The 16030-nt window shown below is 69.5% G+C and carries 13 protein-coding genes and 2 pseudogenes; 6 read left to right on the top strand and 9 right to left on the bottom strand.

Going from position 1 to position 16030, the window contains the following annotated elements; translation table 11 throughout:
- The first annotated feature begins 267 nt into the window (after positions 1 to 267).
- Positions 268 to 1008: a 3-keto-5-aminohexanoate cleavage protein gene (locus AC07FK_RS23845; RefSeq protein WP_479106940.1), complete on the top strand. Its 741-nt coding sequence runs from the start codon at positions 268 to 270 to the stop codon at positions 1006 to 1008.
- Positions 1009 to 1528: 520 nt separating this feature from the next.
- Here AC07FK_RS23845 and AC07FK_RS23840 read toward each other — a convergent pair.
- Entirely contained in the window at positions 1529 to 1729 is a 201-nt protein-coding gene (locus AC07FK_RS23840) for a hypothetical protein (RefSeq protein WP_479106939.1), read from the bottom strand.
- Between the two features lie 379 nt (positions 1730 to 2108).
- Positions 2109 to 2753, bottom strand: a complete 645-nt coding sequence (locus AC07FK_RS23835) for a TetR/AcrR family transcriptional regulator (RefSeq protein ID WP_479106938.1) — start codon at positions 2751 to 2753, stop codon at positions 2109 to 2111.
- 68 nt (positions 2754 to 2821) lie between these two features.
- On the opposite strand from AC07FK_RS23835, the gene AC07FK_RS23830 reads away from it, so the two are divergent.
- The gene (locus AC07FK_RS23830) at positions 2822 to 3655 is read left to right on the top strand and encodes a class I SAM-dependent methyltransferase (protein ID WP_479106937.1); all 834 of its coding nucleotides are present in this window, start codon (positions 2822 to 2824) and stop codon (positions 3653 to 3655) included.
- A 362-nt stretch (positions 3656 to 4017) separates the two neighbouring features.
- Here the strand turns inward: AC07FK_RS23830 and thpR are convergent, their stop codons facing one another.
- The 3 genes from thpR to AC07FK_RS23815 form a co-directional block, all read right to left on the bottom strand.
- On the bottom strand, positions 4018 to 4602 hold the full coding sequence (gene thpR / locus AC07FK_RS23825; protein ID WP_479106936.1) for an RNA 2',3'-cyclic phosphodiesterase: 585 nt from the start codon (positions 4600 to 4602) through the stop codon (positions 4018 to 4020).
- A gap of 277 nt (positions 4603 to 4879) precedes the next feature.
- Positions 4880 to 5419 (bottom strand): hypothetical protein, encoded by a 540-nt coding sequence (locus tag AC07FK_RS23820; RefSeq protein ID WP_479106935.1) that lies wholly within the window; start codon positions 5417 to 5419, stop codon positions 4880 to 4882.
- Between the two features lie 179 nt (positions 5420 to 5598).
- A complete protein-coding gene (locus tag AC07FK_RS23815; RefSeq protein ID WP_479106934.1) occupies positions 5599 to 5976 on the bottom strand; it encodes a MerR family transcriptional regulator in 378 nt (125 codons plus the stop codon).
- A 65-nt stretch (positions 5977 to 6041) separates the two neighbouring features.
- On the opposite strand from AC07FK_RS23815, the gene AC07FK_RS23810 reads away from it, so the two are divergent.
- The 3 genes and pseudogenes from AC07FK_RS23810 (at position 6042) to AC07FK_RS23800 (ending at position 10079) form a co-directional block, all read left to right on the top strand.
- Positions 6042 to 7247, top strand: a complete 1206-nt coding sequence (locus AC07FK_RS23810; protein WP_479106933.1) for an MFS transporter — start codon at positions 6042 to 6044, stop codon at positions 7245 to 7247.
- A gap of 333 nt (positions 7248 to 7580) precedes the next feature.
- A pseudogene (locus AC07FK_RS23805) lies at positions 7581 to 8369 on the top strand (serine/threonine-protein kinase); the annotation flags it as partial.
- Between the two features lie 495 nt (positions 8370 to 8864).
- Positions 8865 to 10079 carry a branched-chain amino acid ABC transporter substrate-binding protein gene (locus tag AC07FK_RS23800; protein WP_479106987.1) on the top strand — a complete coding sequence of 405 codons (1215 nt, stop codon included), beginning with the start codon at positions 8865 to 8867 and terminating at the stop codon, positions 10077 to 10079.
- Between the two features lie 192 nt (positions 10080 to 10271).
- On the opposite strand, the gene AC07FK_RS23795 is transcribed toward AC07FK_RS23800, so the two are convergent.
- Entirely contained in the window at positions 10272 to 11342 is a 1071-nt protein-coding gene (locus tag AC07FK_RS23795; protein WP_479106932.1) for a GlxA family transcriptional regulator, read from the bottom strand.
- 138 nt (positions 11343 to 11480) lie between these two features.
- Between AC07FK_RS23795 and AC07FK_RS23790 the strand changes: the two genes are divergently transcribed.
- Positions 11481 to 12311 (top strand): dienelactone hydrolase family protein, encoded by an 831-nt coding sequence (locus tag AC07FK_RS23790; RefSeq protein WP_479106931.1) that lies wholly within the window; start codon positions 11481 to 11483, stop codon positions 12309 to 12311.
- Between the two features lie 90 nt (positions 12312 to 12401).
- Here AC07FK_RS23790 and AC07FK_RS23785 read toward each other — a convergent pair whose 3' ends face one another.
- From AC07FK_RS23785 to AC07FK_RS23775, 3 genes and pseudogenes are all read right to left on the bottom strand, one after another.
- Positions 12402 to 13517 (bottom strand): substrate-binding domain-containing protein, encoded by a 1116-nt coding sequence (locus tag AC07FK_RS23785; protein ID WP_479106930.1) that lies wholly within the window; start codon positions 13515 to 13517, stop codon positions 12402 to 12404.
- 221 nt (positions 13518 to 13738) lie between these two features.
- Positions 13739 to 14182, bottom strand: a complete 444-nt coding sequence (locus AC07FK_RS23780; protein ID WP_479106929.1) for an 8-oxoguanine DNA glycosylase OGG fold protein — start codon at positions 14180 to 14182, stop codon at positions 13739 to 13741.
- Positions 14183 to 14454: 272 nt separating this feature from the next.
- A pseudogene (locus tag AC07FK_RS23775) lies at positions 14455 to 15547 on the bottom strand (hypothetical protein).
- Between the last annotated feature and the right edge of the window lie 483 nt (positions 15548 to 16030).

Here is a 16030-nt window from a genome sequence, read left to right as displayed (position 1 = left end):
GCCTCGTCCCAAGGCCCACCCGGCGCAGGCGGATACTGCTTCCAACACGGCCGTCAGGGCGTCGCGATGCATCCTCACCGCGCCCTCGGGCTCCGCCTCTTCGAGGAAGTCGTCCAGGTCCGCGGCTTCGCCATCGGGTCCCTCGTCGTCACCGGCATCGTCCTCCGGCAGCGTCTTGTAGGAGTTTCAATCTCTTGCCGTGGGCGTTCTGTGCTCACTGAGCGCGGGACTGTGGAGGGTGCCAGTGCGTCTGGCAGAGTTCTGTCCATGTTGCAGGTGTGCCTGAATGGAGTGCGGAGTCGGAGAGAGAGCCGTTGGGTTCCCCTGACCCCCCGGGAGTTGGCGGTCGAGGCTGCGCGTGCGGTGGAGGCTGGCGCGGAGGACGTTCATCTGCACCCCAAGGGGGCTGACGGTCTCGATTCACTGGATCCACAGGCAGTGGGCGATGCGGTGAGCGCGGTGCGTGCCGTCGTGCCGGAAGGGGTGCGCGTCGGAGTCACTACCGGGGCGTGGGCGGTGTCGGACCCGCTGCGGCGGGTCGAGCTGATCCGGGCCTGGGCGGTGCTGCCGGATCATGCCTCGGTGAACTGGCACGAGGAAGGTGCTGAAGCAACGGCTGGTGTGCTGCTGGAGCGTGGGATCGGCATCGAGGCCGGCATCTGGTCGGGGACCGATGGCGCCCGCCGGTTCCGTGCCTGGCCACTGGCCCATCGGGTGCTGCGCGTGCTCGCAGAGGTCACCGACACCGATCCGGGTACGGCAGCGGAAACGGCCACGGACCTGGTGCGGGAGCTCGGGGAAGGTCCCGCAGCGGCGTTGTTGCTGCACGGTGAAGACGGCGGGGCCTGGCCCGTGCTGCGAGCGGCAACCGGTATGGGATTGGACACCAGAATCGGTCTGGAGGACGTACTGACACTGCCGGACGGCTCGGCCGCAGAGGGCAACGCGCAACTCGTGCAGGCCGCGCGGAACATCCGCAGCGAGCACCCGATCACCCGGCGGTTGTGATCTAACTCAGTGTTACGCAACGACGGCGCTCGTACGCCGTGAGGGCCGCACCCCCTTGCCCCAGTGGGCGGCGATCAAGAGTTTCCCACGCGAAGGCACCAACCGCGCCGTCCCCTCAACGGATTGCCGCCGCGGCCCAACGGGCGAAGCCTGCCACATTGTGCGGGCAACGCCATCGGGACCCCTCCGGGCAGTCGAGGTCCGACCACTCGTACTCCGAGTCCCCGGCCAGCAACAACACAGAAGCATCTCGAAGGACTCCAGCTTCCCGTCCACGTCACTTTCTTCGCACGGATGGATCGCGTGGCCGCACGCCCGCTCGGCGACGGCCGGATCCGAAGCCGCGGCCAGCAGCGCCTCCGAAGCCTCGTCTGCGGCTCTGGGGTCAGCCTCCGTTGCTGCATGGCCGTACATCAACACCAGGCCGAGCGTGAAGAACGCAGTGACGTCCGGATCCCGGGGCACAGCAGCGCGCGCCAGGCGGAGCTGCTCCACGCACTCCAGCAGAGTCTCGTCGTGATCACCCAGGAAGTAGCCCTGCGTGATCGACTCCAGTCCTCGACCAGCTCTTGTGCATTCGCAAGATGTGAGCAACCGCGACGTACGCGTCGATCACGTCGTTCACCTCCGTCCCCTCCCAGCCGGGCAGCAGCTCCGCCGGGATGAGGGCGTAACGGGCGAAGTCGGTGCAGTCGAGCCAGGTAACTATGCGGCGGATCATGGCACCCCTGGCACGTGCGAGCGGTGGCTAGCCTGTTCCTGCGCGCAGTGGCTAGCCCTCACCATCCGTACGACACGACCGCCCGCCACGGTCCGCTGGCACACGAAGCACGGCGCCGGGTCGTCCGATACGTGGCCCTCAAGCCTTGTGCCCGTCTTCCGCCGCACCACCATGTCGCTGCGGATCACCACCATCCCTAATCAGCGGCGCGCGTCTGGCCCGTGGCCTGCGACCTCTGGAATCCGTCCTCTGAGGCAGGTGCCGCCCCTCTGTGACGCGGGTGACGCAGCCCCCGCCAGAGGTATCGGCTTCGGGCACGGTTGCCTTGCTCGAACCGGCGGACCTCGGCCGTCTGAAGGGCGACGAGCCCGCGGTCAGGTCAATCGCGGCCGGGCCCGTCCGAAGCGAGGAGCTGAGCGGCGAGGGTGTCGGCCGCCCAGCGCTCCCATGCGGCGGGAGTCCAGGCCCGGTCGCGGGTGAGGATGAGGAACAACTCGGGGCTGAGCAGGGCGTAGAGGATGTCGGCCGCCTCGTCGACGGTCAGTCCGGGGCGGGCGCCGGGCTTGTCCAGCAGCGCCTTGGCCGCTGCGGTATGGACGGTGTGGCGCGGGTCCTGGTGTTCGGGCCAGACGTCGCGCAGCTCGGGGTGGGCGGCGGCTGCGGCGCGGACCATCTCGGAGACGGCGGCGACGCGCTCCAGGATGGCGCGGCTTCCGGTCACGAGTGCGGCCAGGCCGCTGCTGGCGTCCGGCGCATCCGTTACCTGAGCGAACCAGGGCCGGTCCATCGTCGCTACCTGTGCGTCATCGCCCGCGATGGCCACATCGACCAGTTCCTTCAGCAGTCCGGGCTTGTTCCGGAAGGTGAAGTAGATGGTCTGGACGGCCACACCCGCCTGGTCGGCCACCTGCTGGAGCGTGGTCGCCCCGTAGCCGTTGGCGACGAACAACTCGGTGGCGGCGGCGATGATTCGGCGACGCGTCGCCTTGGCCCGGTCGGGCCGGGGGCCCTTGACAGCACTCATGGCTGGAGTCTACCTCTAGAAGTGACCTCTAGAGATGGACTCTAGGAGATCGGCTGAGGGGAACCGCTATGCCGACGATCGCCAACCAGCAGCAAGCAGAGGCGTGGAACGGCTGGGAGGGCCAGCTGTGGGCCGACCACCCGGACCGCTACAACGCGATGATGGAAGCCTTCAACGCGCCGCTGTTCGCCGCGGCCGACATTGCCGTTGACCACACCGTCCTGGATGTGGGCTGCGGCACCGGCCTCACCACCCGCCTGGCTGCCCGCCGCGCCCACCGCGGCCGAGTGCTGGGCGTCGACCTGTCCGCGGCCATGCTCGAGCGGGCCCGCCGCGACGCAGCCGGGGAGAACCTCACCAACATCGCCTTCGAGCAGGGCGACGCGCAGGTTCACCCCTTCACCGAGCGAGGATTCGACACCATCGTCAGCCGCGGCGGCGTCATGTTCTTCGCCGACCTGGTCGCGGCGTTCACCCACCTGCACGACGCGCTGGCGCCTGCCGGAAAGTTGACCTTCCTCGGCCCGCAGCCCGACGGCCCCCACAGCGCCTTCGCGCGGGCGACCTCGGCGCTCAGGCCCTACCTGCGCGAACCCTCACCCGCCGCGCAGGGCATGGGCTCCCTGCTCGCCCCGGAGAGAATCACCGAGGTGCTCACAACGGCGGGCTTCCACGCCGTCGAAATCAACCCGGTCAGCGCGGACATGGGCTTCGGCGTGGACGCTCACGACGCGGCCGACTTCATCTTCGCGATGGGGCCCATCCAACACAACCTGCGGAACGTGGAGGCGGCCACGGTGGCTGCGCTGCGCGCCCAGGTGCAGGACGCCCTCGGTGAGTTCGAGACGGCACAAGGCGTGCGCATCCCCGGCGCCGTGTGGATCGTCACCGCCACACGCTGACACCCGACTGACCCCGTGGAGGGATGCAGATCAACGGTTGACCTCGGATGTTGAGGTGCACCTGTCGGCCGGCTGAGTCGGTGCTCAGGGGCGAACTGGGACACGTCCAGGGATGGCTTCTGTCTCTACTACAGCAGGGGGGAACGCCCAGCTGAACACACCACCTGCTCAGCCCTGCGGTCACGTGGACGCGCCTGGCCGTGGGGCTGAGGGAGAGGAAACCGGCATCTGGACGGCCGATCCGGACCGGTGGTTACAGCAGCGACACCAGCAGTCTCGCCCAGTGTGGGGAATGTTGTGCCGTGTTCACCGCAGCAGTCCCCCAACGCTCGCCGGCGTCCTTGCTTTGCGCGCAGGATGGTTCATCTCGCGTCGTTGAAGGGCCAGGACTCGATGTCGCGGTAGTGGATCGGTCCCGGGCCGCGGCCGAAGTTGCTGCCGACCAGGTGCAGACGCTCGGCCTGCCACGTGCGGCCGACGAACGCGGAGAGTCCTGCGGCGGCCTCCACCGTGCTGGAAGTGTCGTCGCGGCGAGATCGGGCGAGCGTCAGGTGTGGGTTCAGAGGCCGGTCCACGAAGGCGACGCCCTGTGCCTTGACCAGCGCCCGGACCTCTCCGGCGAGCTGGCGCAGCCCTTCGAGGTCCCCTCCGATCCCGCTCCACAGCACACGCTCGTCGAAATGTCCGCCGCCGCGCAGGGCCAGGTGCAGAGGGCGGTGCCTCGCTGCGAGTCCACTGAGCGGCGGCTGCAGGAGTGAAACGGCTGATCTTGGCAGCTCACCGAGGAATGCCAGGGTGATGTGCCAGTCCTCGATACGGTTCCACCGCATGCGCGGATACGCGTCATAGGCGGGCCGCAGTGCTTGCGCCAGTTCCTCCTTGGCGTCGTCGGGAGGGGCGAGCGCTATGAAGACACGGACGGTCGAACCCTGGATTTCTTCGTGCATGAAGAACTTCGTACACCATCGGGGCCAGTCGCCGCTGCGCGCGGTGGGCTGTCGTACACGGTGGGGGAGTGGCAGCTCCCGCCGACATCGTCGGCGCCCCTCGGCCTCGCGCCGTCCGTGGCGACTGGTCAGGGTGCGCCGGCTCCGCCCCGGTCCGTTGCGGGTGAAGGCGCTGCTAGTCACAGTCGGCGCGTCATCAGCGCGGGAGTTCGTATCGTCCCGAGCCCCGTAGGTGACAACCCGCGTATCCGGCGAACCGGCACGAAGGGCGACAGCCTCACAACGCCGGTTCGCTTTCGGCCTGCAGGGCCGAGCGCATGGAGCGATAGTGGTCCATCGAACGTCGGCGCATCCACAGGACCCAGCAACAGAACACGATCACGCCGACCGCGAAGATCAGAGGGAAACCCCAGGAGCCGGTAGCCACCCCGAGAGCGAGCATGCCGACCGCCATCAACCCCATGAAGCCAAGCCAGTAGGGCAGCCACCTGCCTCCGCGCTCCATCTGCCCCAGCTGCTGAGCGACGAGCCGCCGCATGGCTTCCCGCTCTTCGGGTGCGGTCGGTACCTCGTTGTGCCGGATCTTGCGGTTGAGCTCCACGATTCCGCGCGGGTCGGTGCCGACCGCGCGGCTGATCCTGCGACGCTGCACGGCCAGGACCGTGATGGCGATGGCGGTGTAGAACAGGGCGTTGACTACCCACCCGACCGGATGCGCATCCCGGCGGACCAGGGCGGTGATCCCCATACCCAGCAGGAAGATCGCTAGCGCCTGCGCGGTGAGGCTTCGGTTGAGCCACTGCTTGAAGGCGCGCACGGCACCTACCCCCTCGGATCGACGCTTTGCCGGTGCCACTTCGAATACCCGTCAAAGCAGGTTCTATTGGCAGTGCCGTAGGTGCGGCGTTCTGGGTGCCGCAGGAAGGAAGTCAGGGTGACGGGCTGGTGATCGGCGCTGTTGAGGCAGGCGAGGCCGAGGGGATACCGCTGTCGTTTTCAGGCAGCGTCGGAGCTGCGGTGGTCCCGCACCGACTCCACGTACTCCGCCACGGCGTCCCGGTTGCGGATCAGGCACTCGATGCGCTGGTTCATCTGCTCCAACTGCGTTTCCAGGGTTGCGATCATCTCCGGGGTGGCATCGGGGAAGTAGATCACTCTTGGCTTGTCCAGGCACGGCAGAATTTGCTTGATGATCCGGGTCGGCAGCCCTGCGTCGAGCAGCCCCCGGATCTGCAGTACGCGATCGACGAAGCGCTCGTCGTATTCGCGGTAGCCGTTCGGAGAGCGGTCCGCGACGATGAGCCCCTGCTCCTCGTAGTAACGCAGCAGCCTGCGGCTGGTGTTCGTCCGTTCGGACAGCTCGCCGATGCGCATGAGCTCCACCTAACGCCATGTCGGGTTTGACCTTCACATCTATGTGAGGGTTGGAGCATACCGGCATGACGACACAGCAGGTACCCGTTGATTCCGGTACGCGGGACCAGAAGCAAAAACTGCCCATGGCGGCACTGCTCGCATTGGGCACGGCGGTGTTCATCACCAGTCTGACCGAGACACTTCCTGCCGGACTCCTGCCCGAGATGAGCGCCGACCTGCACGTCGGCGAGTCCGCCACCGGGCAGACGGTCACGATCTACGCCCTCGGCACCGCGCTGACCGCCATTCCTCTCACCGCGGCCACCGCCGGGTGGCGCCGCAAGCACCTGTTGCTGACCGCCATCGCGGGATTCGCCGTCGCCAACACCGTCACAGCCCTGTCGGCCTCCTATCCGCTCACCATGGCCGCCCGCCTCGTGGCCGGTGTGGCCGCCGGCCTGGCCTGGGCCCTGCTGGCCGGCTACGCCCGCCGCATGGTTCCGGTCGGCCTCGAGGGGAAGGCCATCGCCATCGCCATGGCCGGCATTCCGGTCGCCCTCTCGCTGGGCGTACCCGCAGGCACCTTCATGGGCAAGGCGCTCACCTGGCAGGCGGCGTTCCTGACCATGAGCGTCCTCGCTGTCGCCCTGATTGTGTGGATCATGGTCGTCGTGCCCGATTACCCTGGGCGGCGCCCGGAGCACCGCGCGCCCATGCGTCAAGCGCTGCGCGTCCCCGGTGTCGCTCCGGTTCTCTTGGTGACACTGGTCTTCGTCCTGGCTCACACCATCCTGTACGCCTACATCGCCGCCTTCCTCGCCCATGTCCGGATGACCGACAGCACCGGGCTGGTGCTGCTGGTCTTCGGCGGCGCCTCCCTGGTGAGCATCTGGATCACCGGTGTTCTGATCAACCGCCGCCTGCGCAGTCTGACCACCGCCGGCACGCTCCTGGTCGGCGCGGCCGCCGCCATCCTCGCGGTCCTGGCCGACAGTCCGGTTCTGGTCTACCTCGCCGTGCTGCTGTGGGGCCTTGGTTGGGGCGGCGTACCGACGCTCCTGCAGACGGCTGCCGGACAGGCCGGACGTGACCAGGCGGACGCGGCGCAGGCGATGCTCGTCACCCTGTGGAACGTGGCCATGGCCGGTGGCGGTGTCGTCGGCGGTGTCCTGCTCGAGTTGCTCGGTGCCACATCGTTGCCCTGGAGCGTCCTGGCCTTGCTCGTACCGGCTTTGATCGTTGTCGTCGGCGCCCGCATCCACGGTTTCCCAGCCAAGCGATCAAGCTGAACGGAGGAGAGTCCCGGGCTCGTACGCCCGCGAAGGTCCGCATTCCGTGGCAGGTGCGCTGCCCGTTCGTCCATCCAGGCCGGTCCCGGTGACCACCCAGGCGGTCGGCCGCCTGGACGGACGAATCGGGCGACAGGGATGCCCGCTCGCCCCGACCGTCATCAGGTCGCGGCGCGCTGTCAGACGGTCGCTCCAGCGCATGGCGCGTGGTTCCGGGCCGGCGGGCGACGGTGGAGGCCGGGGCCGCTTGCCGAGGGCTCACCGAGTCACCTGGGTGAGGGCCGTGATCAGGCCATCATTCTGTCTCCTGATCGGCCTGCCAGCGCCTAGAGTGTGCGAGTGACCGAGCAGAACTCCGAACTCATCGCCGGCCGGTACCAACTGGTCGAACGCATCGGCCAGGGCGGCATGGGCCGGGTCTGGCGGGGCGTCGACCAGCAGCTCTTCGGACGCGAGGTCGCCATCAAGGAGATCCTCTTCCCGGTGGGGCTGGACGACGGCGACCGCGCCACGCTGCTCCGGCGCTTCACCGGCGAAGCCCGTGCGGCGGTCACTCTCAGCCATCCCGGCATCATCACCATTCACGACGTCGTGGAGCACCAGGGCGCCCCCGTCATCGTCATGGAGTTCATCCGGGGGCAGTCCCTGGCCGCGGCCATCCGCCAGCAGGGCCGGCTGTCCGTGCAGCGGGTGGCGGAGATCGGTTCCGCCATGCTCGATGCGCTTGCCGAGGCGCATGCAGCGCGGATCGTCCACCGCGACATCAAGCCGGACAACGTGCTCCTGACCAAGGACCGCGTCGTCCTCACCGACTTCGGTATCGCTCATCTCGCGGACGCCACGACCAAGCTCAGCCACAGCGGGACGGTCATCGGCACCCCGCAGTACATGCCGCCGGAGCAACTGGAGGGCAAGCGCCCGACGTCCGCCAACGACCTGTGGGCGCTCGGCGCCACCCTTTACCACGCCGTCGAGGGGCGGCCGCCGTTCGACGCCGAGGGGCTGCACGCCCTTGCCGTGGCCGTCTTCACGCGGCCGCACCTGCCGCCGCAGCACGCGGGCCCGTTGGCGCCCGTACTGGACGCGCTCCTCATCAAGGACCCGGCGCATCGACCGGGGGTCGCAGAGGCCGCCGAGTTGCTGGCGTCGGCGCTGCGGTCCTCCCGGCACCGGAGAGGCGTAACCGCCGCGGCCGACCAGCCCGAGCCCGAGCCCGCGCCGCCCGAGCCCGAGCCCGCGCCGCCCGCACCCGAGCCCGCGCCGCCCGCACCCGAGCCCGCGCCGCCCGCACCCGAGCCCGCGCCGCCCGTGCCCGAAGCCGTACCCGCCCCGGATCCGGCATCTGTTGCGGACGCGGTGACGGAGCACGCCCCGACTCCGACGGAGCGGGAGGCAGAACTGCCGTCCCCGCCGCCCCTGCCGACGCCCACGGTCAGGGACTCCGCATCCACCCCCGGCTCCTCCCGCAGACCCGTACCGAACCGGCCGACCACCCCGCCCGTGCCCACGACCGAGGCCGAGCACGTGGTCTCGCTCGGCGGCACGCACGAGGAAGGGCACGGCGAGGGGGCGACCGCCCGGCGGCGCGCTCTCACCCGGCGCTCCACTGTCCTCGGAGTGGCTGTGGCCACGCTCGCCGGCTCCGTCCTGACCTGGACCTTCAATCGCGACGATCCGCCCGGCGGCGGTGCGGCCGGCAGCGGTTCCGAGGCTTCGCGCGCGACTGTGGTGATCGGAGTGGACGCACCGCTGAGCGGCGCCCTGTCCCCGCTCGGCGTCGGAATCAAGAATTCCGCCGACCTGGCAGCCAAGACCGCCAACCGAACCCGCCACGTACCCGGCGTGAACTTCCAGATCAAGGCCCTGGACGACGGGGCCTCTCCTGCCAAGGGCGGGCCGAACGCTGCCCGGTTCGTCGCCGACGAGAAGGTGCTCGGCGTCGTCGGACCGCTCAACTCCGGTGTCGCCCGGACCATGGCGGAACCGCTCGCACAGGCGAAGCTGGTCAACGTGTCGCCGGCCAACACCGACCCCGTGCTGACACTGGGCCCCCACTGGGCCGAGGGCACCAAGTCCCGCCCGTACAAGACGTATTTCCGCACCGTCGCGACGGACGTCGACCAGGGGCCGTTCGCTGCCCGGTACCTCCACGAAGAGGCCCGGAAGACGAAGCTCTACGTCATCGACGACAGCAGCGACTACGGCACCAGCCTCACCTCCGGGTTCACGGCCGAATTCACGAAACTCGGCGGAACCGTCGTCGGCACCGAGCAGGTCGATCCCGCGGAGAAGGACTTCTCGGGCCTCGCCACGAGGGTCCGTAGCTCCGGAGCCGAGGCCGTCTACTTCGGCGGCTACTACGACACCGCCGCACCGCTCTCCCGGCAGCTCAAACAGGCGGGTCAGAACATCCCGCTGATGGGTGGCGACGGCGTCTTCGACCAGCAATTCCTCACGACCAACCCGAAGGCCGAGGGCGACCTCGCCACCAACATCGGCGTACCCGCCGAGAGCCTGGCGAGAGGAGAGACCTTCCTCGCCCGGTACCGAAAAGCGGGGTACCCCGAAGCAGCCGGTTCGTACGGCCCTTATGCGTACGACGCGGCCTGGGCTGTCATTGAGGCGGTCAAGGCCGTCGTGGCGGCTCACGGAGGTCTCCCCGAGGATGCTCGGGCGAAGATGCCGCAGGCGGTGGCGGGACTGGGGTTCGACGGCGTCACGGGTCGTGTGGCCTTCGACAAGTACGGCGACACGGTCGACCGCCGACTGACGGTGTACGCGGTGAAGGAAGGCAGCTGGACGACCGTGAAGAGTGGCTCTCTGACACCCTGACCCGCCCCGGCGGACGAGCCGCAGGTATCGGGCCCGGTGTGCCGAGCGCGTCCTGCCTGACGAATGACGCAGGATGCCTCCCGGCCAGGTGTGCGCCAAGAGCACCCCTGCCCGGCCTGCGTACGTTCATTGGTCGAGCCGGACGACGGTGTCGGCGAGGGCGAGGGCGGGCAGGTGGCGGTCGAGGCGTTCTTAGCGGGTGGCGATGCTACGACGCTGGACGCCGCCTTCCGGGGCGGACGCCCCGGCCGTGCGGCGGAAGGCGGCCCGGTAGGCGCTCGGGCGGTGGCCGGTGTGGCGGGCGAAGAGGGCGGCGAAGGTACCGGGGTCCTGGTAACCGACTGCCGCGGCGACGGAGGCGACGGTGCGGTCGGTGGTCTCCAGAAGATGGCGGGCGCGGCGGACCCGGGAGGCCTGCAGATGGGCCAGTGGGCTGCGTCCGGTCTCTTCGGCGAAGCGGCGCAGCAGCGTGCGGGTGCTGACCCGGAAGGAGTCCGCGAGCGCGGTGAGGTCGTAGCGCTCGGTGAGGTTCTGGTCGAGCCGCCGCATGACGCGCTGGGAGAACTCCCGGCCGGGCTGCGGAAGGAGCCGCGGGTCGACGTACGGGGTCTGGGAGGTCCGCGCGTCGTCGACGAGCGCCAGCCGTGCGGTGGTGCGGGCCACCCCGGCGCCGTTGTGCCGGCGGATCAGGTCCAGCGCGAAGTCGTACATGGCACTGAAGGCGGCCGTGGTCGTCACCCCCGTGTCCGTGACGACCAGGCGCTCGGGCCGCACGTCGGCGCCCGGGCAGCGCCTGGCCAGTTCGGCGGCGTACAGCCAGGAGGTGGTGGCCCGGCGCCGGTCGAGGATCCCGGCCTCGGCGAGCAGGAACGCGCCGACGCAGAGGGAGACGACGGCGGTGCCGGCGGCGGCCTGTGCGCGAATCGCCGCGATCTCGGGGACGAGCCGGGCGAGCCGCGCGTCGAGGTCCGTGTCCGGGAGAAGTTCGAATCCGGGGACCACGAGCACGTCGACCTCGCGCAAGGGACCCACGTCCAGGTTCGTGCCGCCCGAGGCGGTGACCCGGCGGCGGGGCGAGACGACCGACACCCGATAGCCGGGGGCGTCCGGTCCGGCGACATGCCCGGCCATCGTCAACAGGTCGGGGACGCCGAACACTTCGGAGGCGAAGCAGTCCGGGTAGGCCAGGATTCCGACCCGCAGCGCCTCCGGCCCGGCACCCGGACCCGCACCTGCCTCTGCCTGCCGCGTCGCCTCCGCCATCGCCCCGTACCTCCTGGTGTCCCGCCCCCGGGTCGTCGGCCGCGTACCGCTCGCCTTCCGCGCGTGTGGCGAGATTACCCCTTGCCTTGGCGATTCCGCCTCTCACCCGGTGGCTGGCCCCGGGACCAGGCTGGCCCCATGGGCAACGATGATGCGATCACCGATTTCAGCCGCCGGAGGGTGGACGTGGAGGGGGTGGAGAAGACGGTGTACGTAGGCGGAGTCGGGCCCGCGGTCGTGCTGCTGCCCGAGATGCCGGGGATCAGCCCCGACGTCCTGCGGCTCGCGCGCTGGGTGCGGGACGCGGGGTTCACCGTCCATGTGCCCTCCCTGTTCGGGACGGACGGCTCCTGGCCCACGGTCGAAGGCGGCCGGGAGGTTGTCCGCCGCGCCTGTGTCAGCGCCGAGTTCCGCGCCTTCGCCGGGGGCGGCACCAGCCCGGTGACGCTCTGGCTGCGCGGCCTGGCGCGGCAGGCCCACGCCGAGTGCGGCGGGCCGGGGGTGGGCGCGATCGGCCTGTGCTTCACCGGCAACTTCGCGCTCACCATGGCCCTGGAGCCGGCGGTGATGGCCCCGGTGGTCAACCACCCGTCGCTGCCGCTCGACGACCCCGGCGGACTGGAACTCGACGCGGCGGACGCGCGCGCGGTGCGTGACCGGCTCGTCCGCGACGGACTCACCGTCCTCGCCTACCGCTTCGAGGGCGACCGCTGGTGCACGGGGCAGCGCTTCGCCGCCTATCGCTCGCTGCTCGGCGACGCCTTTGACGGGCGCGTCCTCCCCGACAACGCCGCCAACCCGGCCCCGCCACCCTTCTTCGCCGACCTGGTCGGCACCCCGCACAGCGTCGTCACCGCTCATTTCGTCGACGAGGCCGGCCACCCCACAGCGCGGGCCCGCGACGAGATCCTCGCCTACCTCACCGACCGCCTGCACCCGCACGGGAACCGACCGCTGCCCGCCACCTGACGGGCCACGGCCCGCCGGACAGCTGGTGAACTGAGGCTGTTCAGGACGACAGAGCGAACGGGGCACAGGACGCGAGGCCGTCCTGGTGGACTACTTGAGCCCGAGCTCCTCGCACTCGGCCTTGACCTTGGGAATGCAGATCTGGTCCACCGTGTAGAGGCCGTCGGTGACGACGGTCTCCTCGATGTTGTCCTTCGTCAGGGCGATGACGGGGATGCGCACCGTCGGGACGGACGTCTCGGTCGGCGTGTCGATGTCCGTGTGCGCTGCGGCGCCGAGCGACATGTTTCTGGCCAGCAGGATCGCCATCTCGGCGGCGGCCTCCGCCTCCGGCGCGTACTGCTTGTAGACGGTCATGTACTGATCACCGGCAACGATCCGCTGGACTGCCGCCAGTTCGGCGTCTTGGCCGGTGACCGGCGGGAGGTCGGTGACACCGGCGGACTTGAGCGCGTCGATGATGCCGCCCGCCATGCCGTCATTGGCGGAGTAGACGCCGGTGATGGCGTCCTTGCCCAGTGCGGCGATCGCGGCCTCCATGTTCGCCCTGGCGTTCTCCGGCTTCCAGTCCTTGGTGTCGTACTCGAGGCCGATCTCGACCTTGCCGTCGAGTTCGGTGTGGGCGCCTTTCTTGAACATGGCGGCGTTCGGGTCGGTGAGGGCGCCGTTCATCATCACGATCTTGCCCGACGCGGGGCCGGGTTTCGAACCGGACCCCGCCTCGGCCTTGAGAGCCTTGAGCAGGGACTCTCCTTGGCTGTGGCCGACCTGTTCGTTGTCGAAGGAGACGTATCCGTCGATGGGGCCCTCGGCGAGGCGGTCGAAGGAGACGACCGGGATCTGGGCTTCGTCCGCCTTCTCTATCGCGCCGGCTATGGCCTTGGAGTCCACCGGGTCCACGATCAGCACGTCGACCTTGTCCTTGATCATGGATTCGACCTGCTGCGTCTGCAGGTCGGCGTCGTTCTTCGCGTTTGCGTAGCGGACCGTGCCCTTGCTGTTGGTGAGAAGCGCGATGCGCTCCTCGATGACGGGCTTGTCGAACTGCTCATAGCGAGCAGCCTCGTTCTCCGGAAGCAGCAGACCGACAACGATGTCGTCACTCAGCCTCACACCCGGGTCCTCGGTCGACCCGCAGCCGAAGAGGGACATGGCCATCGCGGGGGCGGTGGCTGCGACGGCGGCACGACGCAGTAGTGCGTTCATTGGTTGAATCCAACCTCCAGGGTTGACCGCATGAATCGCGGCCAATGTGGCCGAAACTCAACTATGTGGTGGAGGAAGCGTCAAGATGCCTCTGATTAACGTGACCGCAACGTGATTCTGTGTAAGCAAGCGTTCAAGGATCTGTGATCGCAGGGGTGTACGAATCCCAGGCGAAGGCAAGCGGGCCCCCGCAGGCCGAAGTCGAGTCGGGGCTGCCGACGCTACCGAGGCTCCGGATCGCGTACAGCTCCTGGCCGGACCGCACCGTCAGCCCACATCCACGTCGCTACCGAGCCATCGGGGTCGTGACCGGTCTCCCGGCCGACCTCGGCCGCCAGAGACCGCAGACGCCGCGACAGGACACGGTCGAGGATGAGCGGTTCCGGACCTTGGGCAGGCGGCACGGTCTTGCCGACGACGTACAGGAACTTCGTGAAGAAGGACGGCCCGAACCCCGGGATCCGCTGGTGGAGCGTCGCGTAGGCCTCGCGCGAACCGCGGTCACGAAGTGCGGTGACCCCTGCCGCCAGCGCCGCATCCAGGCCTTCCACGGCCAGGATCTCGCCCAGGGTGGCCGGTCCGCTGCCGCGAGGCGTGCCGCGCTTGCCCTTCCCCCATATGTAGGTGGCGACCAGGGCCTCCCGTAGTCCTCTGCCTGCCGTCATCTGGGGCACGGAGCGTGTCCAGGTACGCATGAAACCTGCCGCGCTCATCCCGTCGCCGGGCAGGTGGCAGATTCTCGGATCGGCCGCCGGTTGTTTCGTCAGCCCCTCGCGAAAGATCGGTCAAGATCCGAAGCGAGACAGGCCACCAACGGTGGACGAACTGCAGGGGGAGAGGGCCGGCTGAACCAACTGGTCGCTGATCAGGCCCATGCCGGCACGTCGATCCGCTCGCGGAGCGCCATGAGCTGGGACGTGACATCCAGCGCCAGGCTCTAGGAGCGGGTGGCCGTCGCGCAGCCGTTTCCCCTGGCCGTCGTGCCGTTGTCCGTGTCAATGGGCTTGCTGCGGTCGTACGGATCGACCCGGTGGGCCTCGTCGGCGGGCTGCTCGTCGGCCGTGCCGAAGGGCGGCACGAAGTAGCCAGTCGGGGCGGAGCAGCCGCCGTTGGTCATGTCGAGTGCGTACGAGACGAGGGACATAGCGCCCGGTTCGGTGATGACCCTGGCCGGGTCGTCCCAGCTCATCACCACCTCGCGCCGCACGATGGTACGGACGACCTCGGCGTCCCGGTCACCGTCGCCCGCGGGGGTCGTCGGGTACACAAAGGTGACGTCCGCCGTCACCTCGACCGTCCGCCGCTTCCCTTCCCGGTACGTGAGCCGACCGCGCGTCTTGACCACGTCACCGACCAGCCGGGCCTGCTCCGGACGGAAGCGGCTGAACAACAGCAGTGGGTCGGTCTCCGGAGCCGGCGCCGTCGACGACAGGGCGGTGCGCAGATACTTCTGGACGTCCCTCTGGTGCGGGTTCAACAGCGCGATCGCCTTCGTGGGCCGCTCGCCGCGCAGCACACGGGGGTCGAGACCCGCCGCCACCAGGAAGTCCCGGCTCTGCCGTAGTGCCCGCCCGACCTGCGTGGCGTCCATCCAGCCGGTCGCCTTGGCGGATGGCACCGTGATCCCTGCCGCTCCGTCGGCCCAGCGGGCGGCAGGCGAACCCCGGAAGGGTGTCAGTCAGGGTAGGACGCAGATCCGGCTCGGCGCCGGGCGCCTGGCGCAGGCCTTGCGACTCGGCGGCCAACGGAGCCCCGTCCTGCCCGCCGTCGTTGCCACCGAACCAGCCGACGACCCGCTGAGGGAAGAGCCCCACGACCAGGAGGGCCACGGCAGCCACCAGCCCGGTCGCGTACCAGCCTGTCCTGCGCCGGGGCCGGGGCGGTGAGTACGTACGCCAGCCCTCCGGCTGCCCGGAGCGCTCCCGCAGCCGCCGCTCCACTTCGCGGGCGCGCGCCGACGGCTCCACCGGGGCCCCGGCCGCACCCGTCGCCGATTCACGGAGGAACCGCTCCCACTCCTCTTCGGGCACGGACGACCCGTCCTGCCCCCCAGCCCCGCTCACACCGCACTCCCGTTCTCGTTCGGTTGCTCGATCTTCTGTCGGTTGACTGTGCACCGGTCGATCGAGAGCCGCCAGCGTGATCACATGAGCGGTCCTCCGGCTTGCCGGGCGGTTGGTGCGGCGTCAGGTAGCCGCGCTGTCCGCCGGCACGGGCGTGGCGCGACAATTGAGGACAGAACCTAATTCCCTCGCATGGCACGTGTGTTGTGTTCGGCGGCTCCGGGGCGGGGTGCGGCGGAGCGCGGTCCAGTCGCTCCTCAGCGGCGGCCGTCCGGCCGGTGAGCAACAGGAGCAAGGCGTAGATCGGTCCGCGGATTTCCGGCTCCTGGCCGCGGGGCCAGTCGATGTCGGTGGCGATCAGGCGGGCCTTCGGCAGCGGCCATGGGCGGGGCGGGAAGCGCATCGTCCGGACCCGGTCCGCGGCGTCGCGGGGAATCACTCGTGGAGTGT

The organism is Streptomyces sp. NPDC046122, assembly GCF_056429965.1.
Note: the sequence above shows the minus strand (reverse complement) of the source record. Positions and strands in the feature narration are given on the sequence as shown.